The 19664-nt window shown below is 40.8% G+C and carries 18 protein-coding genes and 1 pseudogene; 9 read left to right on the top strand and 10 right to left on the bottom strand.

The features are described from left to right. The first annotated feature begins 28 nt into the window (after positions 1-28). Entirely contained in the window at positions 29-1417 is a 1389-nt protein-coding gene (gene purB, locus MST16_RS06190) for an adenylosuccinate lyase (RefSeq protein ID WP_180010415.1), read from the top strand. A gap of 293 nt (positions 1418-1710) precedes the next feature. On the opposite strand, the gene MST16_RS06185 is transcribed toward purB, so the two are convergent. Next, a complete protein-coding gene (locus MST16_RS06185) occupies positions 1711-2370 on the bottom strand; it encodes an IS1595 family transposase (RefSeq protein ID WP_180010416.1) in 660 nt (219 codons plus the stop codon). Between the two features lie 406 nt (positions 2371-2776). Here MST16_RS06185 and MST16_RS06180 point away from each other — a divergent pair, with 406 nt between their 5' ends. Then, positions 2777-3442 carry a DUF2238 domain-containing protein gene (locus MST16_RS06180; protein ID WP_180004911.1) on the top strand — a complete coding sequence of 222 codons (666 nt, stop codon included), beginning with the start codon at positions 2777-2779 and terminating at the stop codon, positions 3440-3442. 364 nt (positions 3443-3806) lie between these two features. Here MST16_RS06180 and MST16_RS06175 read toward each other — a convergent pair whose 3' ends face one another. The 6 genes from MST16_RS06175 to MST16_RS06150 all read right to left on the bottom strand — a co-directional run bounded on the left by MST16_RS06175 (position 3807) and on the right by MST16_RS06150 (position 10323). Beyond that, on the bottom strand, positions 3807-4232 hold the full coding sequence (locus MST16_RS06175; RefSeq protein WP_257222996.1) for a hypothetical protein: 426 nt from the start codon (positions 4230-4232) through the stop codon (positions 3807-3809). Between the two features lie 105 nt (positions 4233-4337). Then, positions 4338-5300, bottom strand: coding sequence for a protease SohB (gene sohB / locus MST16_RS06170; RefSeq protein WP_078190186.1), 963 nt, complete (start codon positions 5298-5300; stop codon positions 4338-4340). Positions 5301-5491: 191 nt separating this feature from the next. After that, positions 5492-6415, bottom strand: coding sequence for a phosphate ABC transporter ATP-binding protein PstB (gene pstB, locus MST16_RS06165; protein ID WP_218946147.1), 924 nt, complete (start codon positions 6413-6415; stop codon positions 5492-5494). 13 nt (positions 6416-6428) lie between these two features. Next, positions 6429-7820 (bottom strand): phosphate ABC transporter permease PstA, encoded by a 1392-nt coding sequence (pstA, locus tag MST16_RS06160; RefSeq protein WP_180010417.1) that lies wholly within the window; start codon positions 7818-7820, stop codon positions 6429-6431. Beyond that, complete coding sequence (pstC, locus tag MST16_RS06155; protein ID WP_180010418.1) at positions 7817-9196, bottom strand: phosphate ABC transporter permease subunit PstC; 1380 nt, start codon at positions 9194-9196, stop codon at positions 7817-7819. Before pstC ends, pstA begins: the two co-directional genes overlap by 4 nt. A 98-nt stretch (positions 9197-9294) precedes the next feature. Then, complete coding sequence (locus MST16_RS06150) at positions 9295-10323, bottom strand: substrate-binding domain-containing protein (protein ID WP_180009604.1); 1029 nt, start codon at positions 10321-10323, stop codon at positions 9295-9297. A gap of 408 nt (positions 10324-10731) precedes the next feature. On the opposite strand from MST16_RS06150, the gene MST16_RS06145 reads away from it, so the two are divergent. Next, positions 10732-11784, top strand: a complete 1053-nt coding sequence (locus tag MST16_RS06145) for a Rieske 2Fe-2S domain-containing protein (protein ID WP_180010419.1) — start codon at positions 10732-10734, stop codon at positions 11782-11784. Between the two features lie 362 nt (positions 11785-12146). On the opposite strand, the gene MST16_RS06140 is transcribed toward MST16_RS06145, so the two are convergent. Both MST16_RS06140 and MST16_RS06135 read right to left on the bottom strand, forming a co-directional pair. Next, positions 12147-13679: an aspartate aminotransferase family protein gene (locus MST16_RS06140; RefSeq protein ID WP_180007695.1), complete on the bottom strand. Its 1533-nt coding sequence runs from the start codon at positions 13677-13679 to the stop codon at positions 12147-12149. 2 nt (positions 13680-13681) lie between these two features. Next, complete coding sequence (locus tag MST16_RS06135) at positions 13682-15055, bottom strand: diaminobutyrate--2-oxoglutarate transaminase (RefSeq protein ID WP_180004919.1); 1374 nt, start codon at positions 15053-15055, stop codon at positions 13682-13684. Positions 15056-15547: 492 nt separating this feature from the next. On the opposite strand from MST16_RS06135, the gene MST16_RS06130 reads away from it, so the two are divergent. The 6 genes and pseudogenes from MST16_RS06130 to arsH all read left to right on the top strand — a co-directional run bounded on the left by MST16_RS06130 (position 15548) and on the right by arsH (position 19076). After that, positions 15548-16249: an SIMPL domain-containing protein gene (locus tag MST16_RS06130; RefSeq protein ID WP_180004920.1), complete on the top strand. Its 702-nt coding sequence runs from the start codon at positions 15548-15550 to the stop codon at positions 16247-16249. Between the two features lie 75 nt (positions 16250-16324). Beyond that, positions 16325-16417: pseudogene (locus tag MST16_RS17510) on the top strand (hypothetical protein); the annotation flags it as partial. Positions 16418-16530: 113 nt separating this feature from the next. After that, a complete protein-coding gene (locus MST16_RS06125) occupies positions 16531-16860 on the top strand; it encodes a metalloregulator ArsR/SmtB family transcription factor (RefSeq protein WP_168379193.1) in 330 nt (109 codons plus the stop codon). Continuing rightward, the gene (locus MST16_RS06120; protein WP_180010420.1) at positions 16857-17330 is read left to right on the top strand and encodes an arsenate reductase ArsC; all 474 of its coding nucleotides are present in this window, start codon (positions 16857-16859) and stop codon (positions 17328-17330) included. The genes MST16_RS06125 and MST16_RS06120 overlap by 4 nt, the downstream gene beginning before the upstream one ends. After that, positions 17330-18370 (top strand): ACR3 family arsenite efflux transporter, encoded by a 1041-nt coding sequence (gene arsB / locus MST16_RS06115; protein ID WP_180010421.1) that lies wholly within the window; start codon positions 17330-17332, stop codon positions 18368-18370. The genes MST16_RS06120 and arsB overlap by 1 nt, the downstream gene beginning before the upstream one ends. A 1-nt stretch (position 18371) precedes the next feature. Continuing rightward, positions 18372-19076: an arsenical resistance protein ArsH gene (gene arsH, locus MST16_RS06110; protein ID WP_180010422.1), complete on the top strand. Its 705-nt coding sequence runs from the start codon at positions 18372-18374 to the stop codon at positions 19074-19076. Between the two features lie 57 nt (positions 19077-19133). Here arsH and MST16_RS06105 read toward each other — a convergent pair whose 3' ends face one another. Then, the gene (locus MST16_RS06105; RefSeq protein ID WP_180010423.1) at positions 19134-19652 is read right to left on the bottom strand and encodes a GNAT family N-acetyltransferase; all 519 of its coding nucleotides are present in this window, start codon (positions 19650-19652) and stop codon (positions 19134-19136) included. Positions 19653-19664 lie beyond the last annotated feature (12 nt).

Genomic DNA, 19664 nt, shown 5'->3' with positions numbered 1-19664 from the left:
GTTTAATTCCAAAATTAAAGGAATCGCTATGAACGCTTTAACCGCACTTTCTCCATTAGATGGACGTTACGCAAGCAAATGTGATGCTCTACGTCCCTTCCTCTCTGAGTTTGGTTTAATCCATGCTCGTGTGACTGTTGAAGTGCGTTGGTTACAAGCGCTTGCAAACCGTCCTGAAATCACTGAAGTTCCAGCGTTCAGTGCTGAAACTAACGCTGCACTTGATGCAATTGTTGCGAACTTCTCTGAAGACAATGCAAACCGCATTAAAGAAATTGAACGTACAACTAACCATGACGTAAAAGCAGTTGAGTACTTCTTAAAAGAGCAAATCGCGCATATTGATGAGCTTAAAAATGCTGGCGAATTCATTCACTTTGCATGTACATCTGAAGACATCAACAACTTGTCTCATGCTTTAATGCTTAAAAATGGCCGTGAAGTTTTAGTTGCAGCAATGCAGCAAATCATCGATTCAATCGTTGCTTTGGCTGAACAACACGCTGAACAACCAATGTTGTCTCGTACACATGGTCAAACTGCAAGCCCAACAACTTTGGGTAAAGAAATGGCGAACGTGGCTTACCGCCTTGCACGTCAAATCAAACAATTCAAACAAGTTGAATTACTTGGTAAAATCAATGGTGCTGTAGGTAACTACAACGCGCACTACTCTGCTTACCCTGAAATTAACTGGCCTGCTCATTCACAAGCATTTGTTGAATCATTAGGTTTAGAATTCAACCCGTACACCACTCAAATCGAACCACATGACTACATGGCGGAACTTTTTGATGCGCTACGTCGTTTCAACACCATCTTGATCGACTTTAACCGTGACGTTTGGGGCTACATCTCACTTGGTTTCTTCAAACAACGTTTGAAAGAAGGTGAAGTTGGTTCTTCAACTATGCCGCATAAAGTAAACCCAATTGACTTCGAAAACTCTGAAGGTAACTTGGGTATTGCAAATGCAGTACTTGCGCATTTAGGCGAAAAACTTCCTGTATCTCGCTGGCAGCGTGACTTAACTGACTCAACTGTTCTTCGTAACATGGGCGTTGGTTTTGCACAAAGTTTGATCGCATTTGAAGCTTGCTCTAAAGGTATTGGTAAACTTGAATTGAATGCTCAACGTATTCTAGAAGACCTTGACCATGCGCAAGAAGTACTTGCTGAACCGATTCAAACTGTTATGCGTCGTTATGCAGTTGAAAAACCATACGAAAAACTTAAAGCCCTAACTCGTGGTCAAGCAATGACTCGTGACATGATGGTTGATTTCGTAAATGGTAATGAGCTTGAAGCTGTTCCTGCTGCTGACCGTGCGCGTCTTGCGACAATGACACCTGCAACTTATACAGGTAATGCATCAACTCAAGCGGCAAACATTAAAGATCTTATTTCTAAAATCTAATTTTAGATAGATCAAAAAACGAGGCTTCATGCCTCGTTTTTTATTTCCACCTATATACTCCTTCTCACTTTGGCATGAGGAACGTGCGCCGCACGGAGATGAGACTATCCATCTCTCCCTTGCGAACTCAGAATATATTCTGCGGATTCTCATCTCCTATAAGGAGAGTGAAAATTTAGAAGTAAATTTTATTCCGCAGGGCAATATTTCGCCCAATCATCTTTCATTCGTTGTAATTCACAGCCTGTTAAAACATCTGAGTAATAAATATAAGGGGCTGTACTAGATAAGATTTAAATTCCAGTCCAAACTCGCAAAGTTTTTAACTGTTGACTTGGACTGCCATAATTAAATCTAAACTCACATTCCTTTAGAAACAAGCGAAAAGATTCTTTAGGAATACCATTATATTTTCTCAATATTCTTTTCGCTTGATTCCAAAAAATTCTCAATTCCATTGATATGATTTTTCCCATTTGCGAAATGAGTTGAATGGTTAACTCTATGGTGGCAAAAACCTGCAACATCCAAAGCATTGTAGCTACCCATTGATCTGTATAAACAATGCTATCTGGTGTGATTTTCTTAGAAATTACAGGCATTAAAGTACCAGACTTAGTATCAGGAACAACAACAGTATAAACTTTACCATTTCGCTTCAATAGACCAAATACGATAACTTTGTCAGCAGCTCCACGTCCTCGTTTCCCTTTACGGGTTCCGCCGAAATAGCTTTCATCTAATTCAATCTCACCATCGAATATTTCAAAGGCTTCAACTTCTAAATGATAAGAAATAATTTTACGAATCTTAGTAAAGAAAAGTGCTGCTGAATTATGATGAATTTTTAATAAATCAGCAGCAGCTCTTGCAGTCACTCCTAGCACGAAAAACTCTAGTAGTTTTAATTGAGTTTTCTTATTTAATTTACAGTTAGTTAGCTTCATTTTCATCGATTAACATAGTGCTAATCTAGTACAGCCCCAAATATAAATATGGCATCAGGATACTGAATTTCATGGCGAAACATCATGCCGCGCAAAGACACTGAGAGCTCTTCTGGAAAATCATCTGTTAAATAAAGTTATTCAAACTCATAGTTAAAATAACAATTTTGAGTCGCAATAAATGCCTCAACAACGGTTATAGTCATTTCCAAATATATAAACTTCGATATACATCTGAGTTTAATACAATCTTTTTGAAAATACTTATCCCTAGTAGCTAGCTGATGACATTTGAAAAAATAATGCACAAATTCTAACGCCGGCGAACTAACACCTTTCATCGCATTATGGCTATACTTGCCGCGAATTATAAACATTGCACACCGATAAAAAATTTGAGCTTTGCCTTTTCATGATTGATTTCAAATTAAAACTTAAGCACATCTTAGCTTTTGCGTTATTAACTCTTGCTATTGCGATCGCCAGTATCCAACCTTTAGAAATGGAAGCGTATATACTCCATCAAATTGGCACAGCGTTTATGCTGATCGTGCTGCTCGTTTTCCTCTATAAAATAGGGCTAAGTTTCGCAACTGTTTGCCTGTATCTTGGCTTTTTACTGATTCATGTCATCGGTGCCCATTATTTATATTCTTATGTGCCTTATTCTGAATGGACACAAGCTCTCTTCGGTTTCAACCTTGACCAAAGCATGGGATGGTCTCGGAATATGTATGATCGGCTTGTACACCTTGCCTATGGATTGCTGCTCTATCCGTTCTTTTATCGCATATTTCAAATCTGGCTACCACAATTAAAAGCCGGAACACTCTTTTTATTGGTCGTACAATTCGTCATGGCGACCAGTTTATTTTATGAATGGATCGAATGGCTGATTGCCATTGGCTTATCACCAGAAGAAGCTGAAAATTATAATGGGCAACAAGGTGATATTTGGGATGCGCATAAAGATATGCTGCTCGCAACACTTGGTGCGATGATCACTGGTGGTATTTGTTTAATGACATCAAATTTGTTGAATAACGCTAAACAAAAGCCTGAATATTTTTTATCTTAAATACTGATGTTACGCACCTAGAAGTAATTTCTCATTTTAAAAATGATTTTTAAGTCTATTCGACGGAGTCTTACATCTAGGAATTGAATAACGGGATTAGCCTTCGGCTGGAGGTACTTTTACGAAACGATGTTTCTCATTCGGCAAAATGAGAAGCGAAGCTTCGCAAGGAAACCATCTTGCGGAGCAATACTCCTCACCGCAAAACTCGTTCGCTCGCGTCTACGTATTCAAAGTATCGCAAAAAAATTTTTGATTAGAAGCAGCCCTGTCTCAAACACTTGCGGATGACGTTACCGCGTATCGTTGTTTTATTTGAATCAAATTGCACTTCTGGTGTTACTGCGTAACATCAGTTAAATATTTAAGCAGTCCATTGAGTTAAGATTGAATCTGTCATATGCGGGTTCAATTTTCGGTCATAATATTCAAAACAAACGTTTGCGCCCGCTGGCTGTTTTTGCAGCTCATTTGCTATACGTAAATGCCGTGTATATTTTGCATGATTCACTAAAATTTCAACCCGTTCAAAAGGTTGTCTTTTATTTTTATTGCCACTGCTCATATAACGCTGATAACTCACAATAGTGCCGCATGCTTTGGAGCGGACATCTGTCTGTAGTGATGAATAATAAAAATAGCCTGCCAACAGCGTTGCTGCTGGGCAAAACAGCGCAGCATACTGTTTCAGCACAGATGTTTGCGTACTGTGAAAATGCAGCAGATAAATCCAAGGCCAAACCATTAGGCAAATGACACCACCTAAAATAAACAGAAAATTAGACATCATTATCATCAATATCTATGAACGCAACGCAATCTATCACAGCAGCATCATTTAGCATAAAAAAAAGCCCACCAAGGTGGGCTTTAAATACTTCATAACAAAACAATTTTAGAGTTTTGGATCACGCAACTGCACGAGACTCGAATTTGCTTTACTCAATGACTCCATCACTTTAGACATGACTGCAGGAACCAATGAGTCCGCAATTTGTGCTGCTTGTAAGCCCAACTTCTCACCAAGTGTTGGCTTTTTGCGGGTTTCAATCATATATACATCATGTTGTGGCATAAGACTTAACAGATATTCATCTGACGTTTGCAATTTATCGACTAGATTAAGATCAATGGCATCTTGCCCATACCAATGCTCACCTGTTGCAACTTTATCGACATTAAGCTGAGGACGATATTTTTCAACAAAGTGTTTAAATAAGTTATGGGTTTGCTGTAACTCTTCTTCAAATTTGGCTTTACCTTCAGCCGTGTTTTCACCAAACATCGTTACGGTACGTTTAAACTGACCCGCAGTATACAGTTCAAAATCGATATGCTTTTCTTTCAATAAACGGTTAAAGTTCGGCACTTGTGCAACCACACCAATCGAACCCACCACAGCAAATGGTGCTGAAACGATTTCATTTGCAATGCAAGCCATCATATAGCCACCGCTTGCAGCAACTTTATCCACACAAATGGTTAAGTTAAATCCAGCATCACGTAAACGTACCAATTGTGCAGCAGCTAGACCATAGCCATGCACCATCCCGCCTGGACTTTCTAAACGTAAAACCACACGGTCGCGCCCAGCTTTTGCTGTCGCTAAAATCAGGGTAATTTCTTCACGTAGACTTGTTACCGCAGATGCAGCGGTATCACCATTAAAATCGATTACATAAATTTTTTGGTTATTCTTTTTACGTGCGCGCGCTTCTTTTGATAATTGTTGGCTTAGTTGCAGCAGCTCAAGTTTAGATGCAGTCGTTTGCGCAATTTTTTTTCGTTGTTCATTAATACGTGCATTTAAGTGACTTACACGAATTTCCGCAGGTAACTTGGGATTATGAAATAGCATAAAATTGAAACTCATTTAATTCATATTTATGTCGTATAACATGTGGGCTGCATCACAAAAATTCAATCTATTTTTTGAAAATAATTCTCATTGAGCCAAATTGAGTATTTTATTTCTACTAAGCTTTTTCTACCTAATCATAAAGTCCATAAAAAAAAGAGCCTTTCGGCTCTATTTTTAAACCGATTAGATTAACCAAAACGCCCGGTAATATACGCTTCAGTCAACTGATGATCCGGTTGAGTAAAGACTTTTTCAGTGGAATTCACTTCAATCAAATCACCCAAATGGAAATATGCGGTACGGTCAGATACACGTGCTGCTTGTTGCATCGAGTGCGTCACAATCGCAATGGTATATTGCGCTGAAAGTTCAGTGATGAGTTCTTCTACTTTTGCAGTTGCAATCGGATCCAGTGCTGAACAGGGTTCATCCATCAAAATCACTTCAGGACTGACTGCAATGGTTCGCGCAATACAAAGACGTTGCTGCTGACCACCTGAAAGCCCCGTACCCGGTTGGCTCAAACGGTCTTTCACTTCATCCCAAAGCCCTGCTTTACGTAGGCTATTTTCAACAATTTCTTCCATATCGTATTTGTCACGTGCCAATCCATGCAGTTTAGGACCATAAGCGACATTGTCAAAAATTGACTTTGGAAATGGGTTCGGCTTTTGGAAAACCATACCCACTTGGGCACGCAGTAACACCACATCGAGACTTGGATCATAGATATCTTGATTATCCATGAGCACTTGTCCTGTCACACGACAAGAATCAATCGTGTCATTCATACGGTTGAGCGTACGCAGGAAAGTTGACTTACCACAACCAGACGGTCCAATAAAGGCGATCACTTCATTTTCATAAATGTTCAGATCAATGCCTTTGATCGCTTCAGATTCGCCATAGTACACATGCACATCATTGGTACTGATTTTCACATTGCTCGATTTCGCATCTTTTTTCGCGCTAGATTGCGTATCGAATTGTGACACAAACGCAGTATTGGTTTGTTTTTGGCTGCCCTGAGCAGAGGTAAATTGTGTTTGTTCTGGATTCACGGACTTATCCTGATCTAAGGAATTCTTTTCAGTTGTAACGACGCTATTCATATAATGCCCTCAATTACCAGCGTACTTCAAATTTCTTACGTAACCAGATCGCTAAACTGTTTAAGCCGATCATGAGAGCAAGAAGTACAATGATTGCTGCTGCGGTACGCCCTTCAAAGAAGTTACGTAGTTCGTTACCTTGCCAAAGGAAAATTTGTACAGGTAATGCAGTGGATTGATCTAAAGGAGTGGCTGGTACACTTGCCACAAAGGCACTCATACCAATCAATAATAATGGAGCAGTTTCACCTAGGGCTTGTGCAACACCAATAATGGCACCGGTTAAAATACCCGGTAATGCCAGTGGCAAGACATGGTGAAATACAGTTTGTAAACGTGATGCACCCAAACCTAAAGCGGCTTGACGAATCGATGGCGGGACAGCTTTTAGTGATGCACGTGTGGTAATAATGACCGTTGGTAGTGTCATCAAACTTAAGACCAAACCACCAACCACAGGTGCCGAAAGCGGCATGTGCATCCAACCAATAAAGATCGCAGCACCAAGTAAACCAAAGACAATCGAAGGAACCGCTGCTAGGTTGTTAATGTTGACTTCGACAACATCCGTAATCCAGTTTTTAGGTGCAAATTCTTCTAAGTAAATTGCGGATGCTACACCGATTGGAATCGAAATAATGATCACGATCAGCATCATGAAGAGTGAACCCATAAACGCCCCTGCTAAACCGGAAGTTGCAGGTGAGCTACGAGAGTCTGGATTTTTAAATATTTCAGTATTAAATGAGTTAGTAATCACACCGTCAGCTTTGAGTTTATCTGCGAGTTGGCGTACTTCTGGGCTCAATTGCTGCTGTTCATCAGGCAAGCTACGGTCAATATTACCCGCTAACCAGACATCGACATTGGCATCTGCAAGGATTTTAAAATCTTGTTTTTGACCGATCAATGACGGATCTGCCATAACCATGTCACGTAAGCGATATGCTTCTGAACTGGTATATAAACTGTTGAGATCATCACGTTGAGAGGCAATCGCTGGATCTTTTGCAATGATCCCATTTACGATCAGCGCATCCCAATCCACCATGCCCATTTCAGTTTGCCAAGCAATAAAACGCTCTTGGAACTGTGCAGGAGATTCACCTTCTTTTTGAACCGGTTTCGCTCCTACATTGACGATACTTGGATCAAAAAACACAGGCACCGTCATCGAGCTTTGCCAGAATGCTGGTAAGCCTTTGGCTAAAATACTGCCAAACAATAGCACGACGAACAATAAGCCAGTCACTACTGCACTAAAGCCCAAGACACGGAAGGTATTTTCTTTACGGTGTCTTTTCGCCAATGAGTTTTCAATGATTTTCTTACGTTTTTCACGAAGCTCTGCGGCTGCGTACGGATCAAAAGTTTGATCCATATTTGATATATTCGTCGTACTCATTCGTATTGCTCACGGTATTTACGCACAATGTACAGTGCAACAATATTCAGACCTAAAGTAATCACAAACAGTGTTAAACCAAGTGCAAAAGCAACCAATGCTTGAGGACTCGCAAAGTCTGTATCACCTGTTAATTGGTTTACGATGGTAATGGTGACTGTAGATACCGCTTCGAGTGGGTTGATATGCAGTAAAGGACTGTTCCCTGCTGCAAGCACCACAATCATGGTTTCACCAATTGCACGAGATGCAGCCAATAAGAATGCACCGATGATGCCCGGCAATGCTGCTGGAATCACCACTTGGCGAATGGTTTCTGATTTTGTAGCACCCAAACCAAGTGAACCATCACGAAGCGCGCGAGGAACTTGAGTAATGATGTCGTCAGATAATGATGAAACGAATGGGATAATCATAATCCCCATCACAAAGCCTGCTGTTAAAGCACTGGTTGCATTAATATCGAGTCCAATATACGCGCCGAGCTGTTTTGCAAAAGGTCCAATAATCATTAAGGCAAATACACCGTAAACAATCGTTGGAATACCTGCGAGAACTTCAATGGCCGGTTTTGCCCAAGCACGGAAACTTGGCTTGGCATATTCAGCTAAGTAAATAGCAATCATCAAACCAACAGGAACAGCAACCAATAGCGCAATACCACTCACCATGAGCGTACCCCACAATAAAGGTAATAAGCCGTAGCTGCCTTCTGCACTTCCCGAAGTACTAAAACCTGGGTTCCATTCAGTACCAAAGAAGAAATCGAGTGGATTAACAAAACTAAAGAAGCGCATTGCTTCACTAAACATCGACATTACGATGCCGACAGTGGTCAAAATCGCCACGCCTGAACATAGTGCCAATGCCACATTTAAAACTTTTTCAACTTGGTTTCGTGCACGATATTTTTCTGCGATGCGGCGTTTAGCCATGACTAAACCAATCAATGCCGCACAAATCACAACGGCCAATTTTGCATATGAGCCGATGTTTTCAATTTTCTTTAACTGTTCTGCTGCTGCAAGTTCATATGCAGCTGGCGTATCACTTACCCCAAAACCAGAAGCAATCGCTTGAACGCGGTCAACCATTACGCTCGTGCTTGCAGGATCTAAACTTAAACGAATATTTTCAGGGACATTATTTAAAATAACGTGTTGAAAAATACTCGGTTCAACCAAGTTCCAAACAATCAAGATTAAAAAAGCGGGAATCCCACACCATAAAGCGACCAAAACACCATAATAGCCCGGTCGTGAATGCAACATTGCTGAGTTATTGCCTTTACCTGCAAGTTTGCGACTTTTAGTCAGTCCAACTTGATAAGCGATTGCAATAATTGCGAGCAACACACCAATAAGTAGCAGATTCATGTAATCTCCACTGTTTTTTCAAAAGCCCTTCTTGAAAAAACTGTTTCTTTGCAAAAAGCCAATGGCAGGTCGACCCTGCCATTGGCTATTTCCATACTTTATTTAACAGCCTTACCCGCTTTGAAGTTTGCAAGTACCGCAGCACGTTCTTTGTCAGACATTGAAATTAAGCCTGCTTTTTCTAGCTTAGAACCTTTACCTGATACTTTTTTACTTAGGAAGAATTCTGTGAACTCTTTTAAGCCTTTAATTGATTTTAAGTGCTCACCCTTTACATAGAAGAACAATGGACGAGATACTGGGTATGAACCATTCAGAATTGTTTTCTCAGATGGCGCTACATTATTCACTGTTGCTACACGTAACTTGTCACGGTTTTGGTCATAGAAACCTAGACCGAATACACCTACAGCGTTAGGTGAAGTTTTTAAGCGTGCCAATGTCTCTGTATAGTCGCCTGCGATTTCAATCACACGACCATCTTTACGGAATGTTGAACATGCTTTTTTCTGAGCATCTTTATCTAATTTTGCGAAAGCTTCATAAGTTTCACAGCCAGCATCGACCATTTTTTCTTGGAACACTTCACGTGTACCATGGTTTGATGCAGGAATAACTAAAGTGATTGCTTCGTTTGGTAAAGTTGGGTCGATTTGATTCCAACGTGTGTATGGGTTTGCAACCAATTTACCTTTTGAAGGTAATTCAGCAGCAAGTGCAGCAAATACGTGCTGTGGGCGAAGTTTGAATGCCGCTTTTTTCGCATTTGAAGCAAATACGATACCGTCATATCCAACTTTAATTTCTAAGATTTGGTTAACGCCTGCTTTTTTACATGCAGCCAATTCAGTACCTTTAATTTTACGAGATGCGTTTGCAACATCAATTGTGTTATCACCAACGCCATTACAGAATTGTTTCAAACCACCTGAAGTACCACCAGAACCTACAACAGGTGCTTTAAATTGTGGGAATGTATTACCAAACTCTTCTGCAACAATACTTGCATAAGGCAGTACAGTTGAAGAACCAGCAATTTGGATCGTGTCACGAGCTGCATTTGCAGTTGTAGCGACTGTTGCCCCAGTAGTGAGTACCATAGCAAGTGCGATATGATTTAAGCGCATTCTCATCTCTCTTTATTGATGCATTTATTGGAGTACGCCACTTTCTAATAAAGTCTTGTACTTTTTCGATATACGCATTTTGATTTTAGAGTATGACAGTTAGGTTACATCTTTATGACGCTTTTATGATAATTGATGATTGCACATTGATTTAAATATAATTCTTTATTTTTCAACATGTAATGAAATTTATCAAAGTATTGGTCTTATTTATTTCTACTTTGATATTCGTAAGAATTCATGTCCTTGTCATATTTTGTCTTATTTTCTTTTTTCAAATTCCCCTCTTTTTCTGAATGATGCAGATTTGCATGTTCTATTTTTTATTTCCTCGTATTCCAATAATTGAAATTTCATTACATTTTTAGTTCGCTCAATATGCAAGTTTACATAAAAACAGAGCCTAAAATGACCAGTAAAGCCATTGCGACATTTAATCCGGACTTGCCTGTGCATATGACTTTTGAAGAACATGACTGGCACTTACTTGCAGAATTTTGGTATCCCATTGCACTCGCTCGAGACATTACAGAACAGCCTTATGGCACCATGCTTTTAGATATGCCGCTCGTCATTTATAAAATGGGAGAAGAACTGATTGTCGCTAAAGATGCCTGCCCTCACCGCGGCGTCCCACTCAGCTTAGGTAAAAATGATGGTCTAGGGATAGTCTGCCGCTATCATGGCTTACGCTTTGGTGAACACGGTCATTGCAACCGCATCCCTGCACATCCTGAGCACAAAATTTCACCTCGCTTTAACTTACGTACTTATGCCGCTGTTGAGCGTTATGGACTGATATGGTGTTCGCTCACTGCCACTAAAGATGCTGCGCCAAACATTCCAGTCATGCCATATTGGGATGAAGCCGAGTTTCAGCAATTGGTGTGCCCAACGGTCGATTTTCAATGTTTTGCAGGCCGTCAGCTTGAAGGCTTTATTGATGTCGCGCATTTTGCTTGGGTACATCCTGATACCTTTGGCGACCCTGAAAATGTAGAAGTGCCTGACTATAAAACCACGGAAACAGCAACTGGCTTTAATGCAGACTATTGGAGCAGTGTTGGGCGCTACCCAATTGGATTAGAACAACGAGGACAAGATGGCTTTGAATGGCTACGGCATTTTGAGATTCATCTACCCTTTACTGCAACGCTCACCATACATTTTCCAAACGACAGCAAGCAAGTGATTATGAATGCGGCATCCCCCATGACTGCCCGCTCCACCCGTCTATTTGCTCCCATTTGCCGCAATTATGACAAAGACTTACCTGTCGAAGATGCTTATGACTTTAACCTGAAAATATTTGAAGAAGACCGTTTAGTCTCTGAATCGCAAAAGCCTGAATATTTACCCTTAGATTTAAGCATCGAAGCGCATTTCCCTGCGGACCGCAGTTCGAGTATGTACCGCAAACTGCTGCGTAAGAAAGGTTTTAGTCCATTATTTGCGGCATAACATCAATATCGTATTGCATTCACCTCACCCTAACCCTCTCCTACAAGGAGAGGGAAACTCCTTTACAAGCCTTCTATTGGTTATAAATATTAAGTGGTATCTCATTCATCAAATGATAAACATCAATGAATATCGCGACTGGCGACAGGGATGTCACTATAAGGTAATGGTCACATGGATGTACCTTTTCCCTGAGAAGGATTTTAGTTACTTTGATCCGTCAAAGTAAAAATCTGCCTACACAGTAAACTATCATCACTCAATGAAAAATTGTGGCCATGTAATAAATTAAGCGCCTTTTCATTTAAAACAAAAAAAAGGAGCTCAAATGAGCTCCTTCTTCTACAACTACAAAATGACAATTAGTCAATTGCAGGTGTATATGTACCGTCAGCGATTGGGCCTTTGATACGGTCAGCTTCTGCAAGCACCAGAGCAAGCAAATTCTTCACGTTGTCTAAAGTCGCTACTGGGCTTAAAGTCGTCATTTTCAAAGATTGAACCTGACCTACTTTAGTTACACCAATATTCGCTTCACCACGTGCAAACAATTCGTCTGCTACGTTTTGGTTCAATGTATCTAACAATTCAGCTGGGTAGCCTGCTGGCACTACACGGAACAATACCGATGCAAATTGCGGATCAACCAGCATTTCTAGACCGTCAGTTGCATTGATATAATCTGCAACATCACGTGTTAGACCTACACCATGGTCGATCATCGAACCATAAAGCTCTTCACCTAGCGCTTCAACCGTCATCCACAATTTCAACGCGTCAAAACGGCGAGTTGTTTGTAGTGACTTAGACACCAAGTTAGGAACCCCATGCTCTTCATCATAAGCAGAGTTTAAGTACTCAGCTTCATAATGCATGAAACGATAGTTCGCTTCATCTTTCAGCAAGAACGCACCACATGAAATCGTTTGGAAGTAATGCTTATGGAAATCAAGCGTTACCGAGTCAGACAGTTCAATACCGTCTAACATATCACGGTAATCATTCGATAAAATTAAAGCACCACCCCATGCTGCGTCGATATGCATCCACGCGCCATATTTGTTGGTGATTGCACGAACTTCTTTCAATGGGTCAATTGCGCCTGCATCGGTTGTACCCGCAGTTGCAACTACACATGCGACGATTTTACCTTCAGCTTGAAGGTGCGCCATGGTTTTCTCAAGTGCATCCATGTCCATGCGTGCATTTGCATCTACAGGAACAGTCACTACAGATTGGAAGCCCATACCCATCATGGCCATGTTCTTTTGCACAGAGAAGTGTGCGTTTTCAGAACAGATCACTTTGACGTTACGCATTGCTTCCGCAGGTACGCCGTCACGCTGAACAGACCACGGTCTACCGTTTTCGTCTTTCCAGTTTTTAGCAATACATGCATCACGTGCAAGCAAAACACCCATTAAGTTAGACTGCGTACCGCCAGAGGTGAATACACCTGCTTGACCTGCACCATAGCCAACTTTTTGGCGAAGCCAGTCAATTAACTGAACTTCCATCAATGAACCTGCAGGGCTTTGATCCCATGAGTCCATAGATTGGTTTGTCGCGTTAATTAACACTTCCGCAATTTGGCTAGTGACCATTGTTGGACAGTGTAAATGCGCGAGTGAATGAGGATGATGCACCTTTAAACTTTTGTTTAAGAACAGCTCAACCATACGGTCTAGTGATTTTTGTACACCCATACCTTCTTTAGAAGGATTGAATGCAATTGCACTACGAAGCTCTTTAATACTACCGCCGGTGTACATTTTGTCATTTTGCAACCATGCAGAAACGGCTTTTACCGCTTCGCCCATTGCTGACTGGTAGTCAGCAATGGATTGTGCATCATTGCAGAATAACGCTTTACGATGTTCTGCAAAATCAACCATTATTACGCGCCTCGAGTTGCAACAAGTGCTTCAGCAAGTGCTTTCTTGAAGCGAACGATCACCTCAATACATTCAGCTTGATTGATGATCAATGGGCAAAGTAAACGAATGACTGTACCGTTACGACCACCTTTTTCTAACAACAATTTGTTGTTGAAACATGCTGCTTGAATTGCTGCTGCCAATTGAGAATCACCTGGTAAAGAACCCATGTGATCTGCTTTTTGACGCTCATCAACAATTTCAACACCAATCATCAAGCCACGACCACGTACATTACCGATACATGGGAATTCTACAGCTAATTTTTTCAATTCAGCTTGTAAGAAATCACCACGTTCTTGTGCGTTTTGCGCAAGATTTTGCTCTTTGATGGTTTTTATTGTTGCAAGACCAGTACCCATAGCAAGTTGGTTACCACGGAATGTACCCGTGTGACCCGCTGGTTGCCATGCGTCAAACTTACGTTTAATACCCAATACTGCAAGTGGTAAGCTACCACCAACTGCTTTAGACATTACAACGACGTCTGGCTCAATACCTGCATGTTCAAAGGCAAACATTTTACCTGAACGTGCAAAGCCCGCTTGTACTTCATCAAGAATCAACACGATGTTGTGCTTTTCAGTCACTTCTCGGATTTTCTTTAACCATTTTACAGGTGCAGTCACCACACCGCCTTCACCTTGGATTGCTTCCAAGATTACAGCTGCAGGTTTTGTTACACCGCTTTCTACGTCTTCAATGAAGTTTTCGAAATAATACGTTAATGCGTCTACACCCGCTTCACCACCAATGCCTAATGGGCAACGGTATTCATGCGGATACGGCATAAATTGAACACCCGGCATTAAGCCGTTCACAGCATTTTTAGCAGACAAGTTACCTGTCATTGCTAAAGAACCGTGAGTCATACCATGGTAACCACCTGAGAAGCTGATTACTGAACTACGACCAGTGTAAGTTTTTGCTAATTTAATTGCTGCTTCTGTACCATCTGCACCAGACGGGCCACAGAACTGTAGACAATACTCTTCTTTACCACCAGGTAATTGCTCAAGTAGTGCTTCAGTAAAAGCATCTTTTAAAGGCGTTGTTAAATCCAAAGTATGCAATGGGAGGCCACTTGCAAGTGTATCTTGGATACTTTGAATTACCGCAGGATGATTATGGCCTAATGCCAATGTTCCTGCCCCAGCTAAACAATCGAGGTACTCTGTACCTTCAACATCGGTAACCCAACAACCTAAAGCTTTTGCTATCGCAAGTGGAAGTTTACGCGGATAGCTACGAACATTGGATTCCATCTGGCTTTGGCGAGTCAAATAGTATTCGTTAGTAGAATTAGTGGCAGGGTTTACAGAAGAAACGCTCATATCGAATTACCATCTCTGATATGGGTTGAAAGAAATAAGTCGGGTGACTTGCGGTCCTTTGACTCGGTGCTTTATGAGTTTCTAGTTAGTTTTAAGAGCTCTTTGTGTAATGGCTAACTAGACGGCGGATGATACAGACTTTTTCAATAAAATAAATCACTTTTATGATCAAATAAAAAGATAATTGAGAGAAAAAACAGATCTATGCCATGGATAACCTGAATTATCATCTTACAGTGTGACAAAACAAAGAAAACCTTTTTATTTTATGCTTTTTTACAATTTATGAATGATTATTGTAATCTTCAAACATTTACGCAATTAAGTATTGATTATTTGAAGCAATATTCATCAAGCAATGCATTTATTTTTCTTGAAAGATTTACAATCCCACCACAGATTTTCCTTTAATCCATCACAATCCCCTTTTAAGATTTTAAGATAAGAGCATAAGCTAAATTAGTCATTCTGAAAGAAGAATAGGTCATAACAATGCGTAAAATTATCTTATCTACTGTTTTATTAGCATCCGGTCTAGGTTTGGCAGCAGCAACTCAAGCAGCCGACCCACTCAATTACAACATCGTGAACATTCAGGCGGATGCTACTCGCCAAGTGTCGAACGACCAAATGTATGCCGTTTTATATATTGAAAAATCAAATAAACAACCGGCTGAACTTGCTACCCAAATCAACCAATTGATGACCCAAGCGGTGAACACAGCCCGTAAATACCCTGCGGTAAAAATCGAAACGGGATCTCAAAGCACCTACCCGATTTATGACAATGACAGTCGTAAATTGAAAGAATGGCGTGGTCGTGCCGAAGTGCGTTTAGAAAGTACAAATTTTAAAGCAGCTAGCCAGTTGGTAAGCGAGTTACAACAAAATTTCCAAACTCAGTCCATCAGCTTTAGTGTGTCAGATGCACAGCGTAAAAAAGTTGAAAATGAACTGATGGTTGAAGTATCCAAAAACTTTCAACAACGTGCCCAAGCGCTCGCTCAGGCATGGAATAAATCAGGCTACAACTTGGTTAATATTAATTTAAATACCAGCAATTATGGTGGTCAGCCAGTTCCGCGTATGGCGATGATGAAAGCTGCGGCAGCTGATGCTATTCCTGAGCAAGAAATGGCAGGTGGCGAATCTAAAATCACGGTAAATGCCAACGGTACCATCCAGTTTAAATAATTAAGTATATTTCAAGAAACCGTGCTTTAGCGCGGTTTTTTTGACTATAAATTCCATCTAATCTTTATTTAAACCAAACAGTATTTCACCCGTTCATCAGATGCAACAGGTGGTAAATATATTGGTCAGCCACGTACTTTCTTTTTACAAACTTCATTCGACTTTTAAACTGATCTAAATATAAAAATCCCACCAAGTGTGGGATTTTTATTGAACAATACATATGGACATCCATATATTCATATGTAAAGATATATGAAAATCCATATATACAGATAAACATGGAACAGACTGAATTTTTCAAATTACTTGCAGATGAGACTCGTCTGAACATCATCATGCTGTTGGCATGTAAAGGTGAACTCTGCGTCTGCGAACTCACTGAGTCCCTTGAATTAAGCCAACCTAAAATTTCGCGTCATTTGGCATTACTGCGTTCATCAGGTGTGCTGAGTGATCAACGTAAAGGTCAATGGGTCTATTACTCCATTCACCCTGCACTGCCTACTTGGTGCACACAAATACTCGATGTCATGCGTCACCAAGAACGATTTAAAGACCTAGATTTAAATTCCCCAAAAAACACGACAACATTGTGTGAAACGCTATGAATTTTTTATTTCTATGTACTGGCAATAGCTGCCGCAGCATTTTATCCGAAGTACTTTTTAACCAGCGTGCCCCTGAAGGTTTCCGTGCCTATAGCGCAGGAAGTAAACCTTCAGGACAAGTCCACCCGTTTACCTTGAAAACCCTACAAAACATTAATCTACCGACTGAGGGTTTGTCGAGTAAATCCATCGCAGCATGTGAACAATACCAACCCGATGTGGTAATTACCGTCTGTGGTTCTGCCGCTCAAGAAGCTTGCCCAATTTACTTAGGTTCTGCCATCAAAGCCCACTGGGGCTTAGAAGATCCTTCCCATTTAGAGCTTGCAGATGACATCAAACTTGCAGCTTTTCTTGATACCGTGGCGCATATTAACCGCCGTTTAGATGCTTTATTTACGCTCGATATTACGCAATTAAGTCGCGAAGAACTCAACCAAGAAATCCAAAAAATTTCAGAGATCCAATAATGGCTGCTGCAAAACTGTCATTTCTAGACCGCAATCTAACGCTATGGATTTTTATCGCAATGGGGCTAGGCATTGCGATTGGCGTGTATATTCCTAGTGCTTCAAGAGCTTTAAATCAACTCAATATTGGTGATGTCAATATTGCGATTGCCATTGGTTTAATCCTGATGATGTATCCACCTTTGGCGAAAGTGGATTACAAAGCGCTGCCTGAAGTGTTTAAAGACAAACGCACCCTATACCTTTCACTGCTTCAAAATTGGTTAATCGCACCTTGCCTGATGTTTATTTTGGCTATCGTGTTTTTACAACACTACCCTGAATACATGACCGGTTTGATTCTGATTGGTTTAGCACGTTGTATTGCAATGGTTCTGGTTTGGAATGATCTCGCTTGTGGGGATAACCAATACGTTGCGGCTTTAGTGGCATTTAACAGTATTTTCCAAATTGCATTTTTTAGTACCTACGCATGGTTCTTTTTGAGTTTTTTACCGCCATATTTTGGTATCGAAGCACAAGTAATCCAAGTCAGCTTTTGGACCATCACACATGCAGTATTGGTGTATCTAGGTATTCCCTTCCTGCTCGGTTTCCTGACGCGTGCCATATTGGTAAAACAAAAAGGTCTGGATTGGTATAAAAATCAATTTATACCCAAAATCAGCCCCATCAGTTTAATCGCATTACTCTTTACCATTGTGGTGATGTTTAGCCTCAAAGGTGCAGATGTCGTGAGCCTTCCGATGGATGTACTGCGTATTGCCATTCCCCTCACAATCTACTTTGTGGTGATGTTTTTCATTAGCTTTTTGATGAGCAAATGGATGGGCAATAACTACGCCAAAACCACTGCGATATCCTTTACCGCAGCAGGTAATAATTTTGAACTTGCCCTCGCTGTTGCCATCGCCACCTTTGGCATTGCATCTCCGATTGCATTTACCACGATTATTGGCCCATTGGTTGAAGTCCCTGTGCTGATTGCATTAGTGAGTGTATCGCTATGGTTAAAACGCAAATGGTATAACGAGAACTAAAATGAAGCTCCCCAATATTCAACTAGATTTACTTGAGACACCGCGTTTTGAGCAAGTTCAAGCTAAAGCACTTGAACATCCGCCACGCATCCTGCTGCTATATGGCTCCAACCGTGAACGCTCATTTAGCCGCCTAACGGTATTGGAGGCGGGTCGAATCCTTGAACATTTTGGTGCGGAAGTCAAAATCTTTCATCCTAAAGGTCTTCCACTACCGGAAGATGCTGAAACATCCCATCCCAAAGTTCAGGAATTACATGAATTACTTGCATGGTCTGAAGGCATGGTTTGGTGTTCGCCAGAACGACATGGTGCGATGAGCTCTATATTGAAAGCACAAATTGATTGGATTCCTTTAGCTGCAGGTGCCATTCGTGCTACTCAAGGTAAAACGCTGGCGTTAATGCAAGTCAGTGGTGGTTCGCAATCTTTTAATGCTGTTAACCAAATGCGCATCCTTGGGCGTTGGATGCGGATGATCACGATTCCAAATCAATCTTCCGTTGCGAAAGCATTTTTAGAGTTTGATGAAAATGATCGCATGAAACCTTCCTTCTATTACACTCGCATTGTCGATGTGATGGAGGAATTATATAAATTTACCCTACTCACACGTGGTCAATCTGCCTACCTCACAGATCGCTATTCTGAACGAGTTGAAAGTGCGGAAGAACTCTCTAAACGAGTTAATCAAAAGAATCTTTAATGAAAAACTCCTGCATCTGTGCAGGAGTTTTGGTCTAAAATATCCATCCGTTTCAACTTAAACTAATAATTTATAAAATAATGTCGTTGAATCTATTGTACCTGTATGGCTCAATGCAAATTGCGGGATGATCCCAGCTTTTATAAAGTTAAATTTTTCATATAGCTTTTCAGAGACATCGCCTGTACGCGTATCAAGTACAAGTAATTTCAAGTTCAAGTGTTTTGCTTTATCTTCTGCAAGTGTTAATAGTTGGTGAGCAATGCCTTGCTCACGTACCTTTGGATGCACCATAAGTTTTTCAATCTCAGCACGATGCAGTGCATTGGCTTTGGTGGCACGAACCAATTGTACTGTGCCCACAATTTCACCGCTTTGTAGCGCCGCCCACAAAAAGGTTTTATGCTTTTGAATATCCTTTGTCACAGCAGACCAATATTCATCATAGTGTGACTTAGATTCTTTAGCTAAAAAACCCAGTGAAGCACCATCTTGCACACATTGTGCCAATAATTCACACAGTTGAGCCTGCTCATCTTTTAGATCTTGAATGTTTAAATATTGAATTTCGCTCATCTTCTTTTCCTC

The organism is Acinetobacter sp. YH16040_T (genome assembly GCF_024605785.1).
Lineage (GTDB): Bacteria > Pseudomonadota > Gammaproteobacteria > Pseudomonadales > Moraxellaceae > Acinetobacter > Acinetobacter amyesii.
This window is presented reverse-complemented; position numbering and strand designations above follow the sequence as displayed.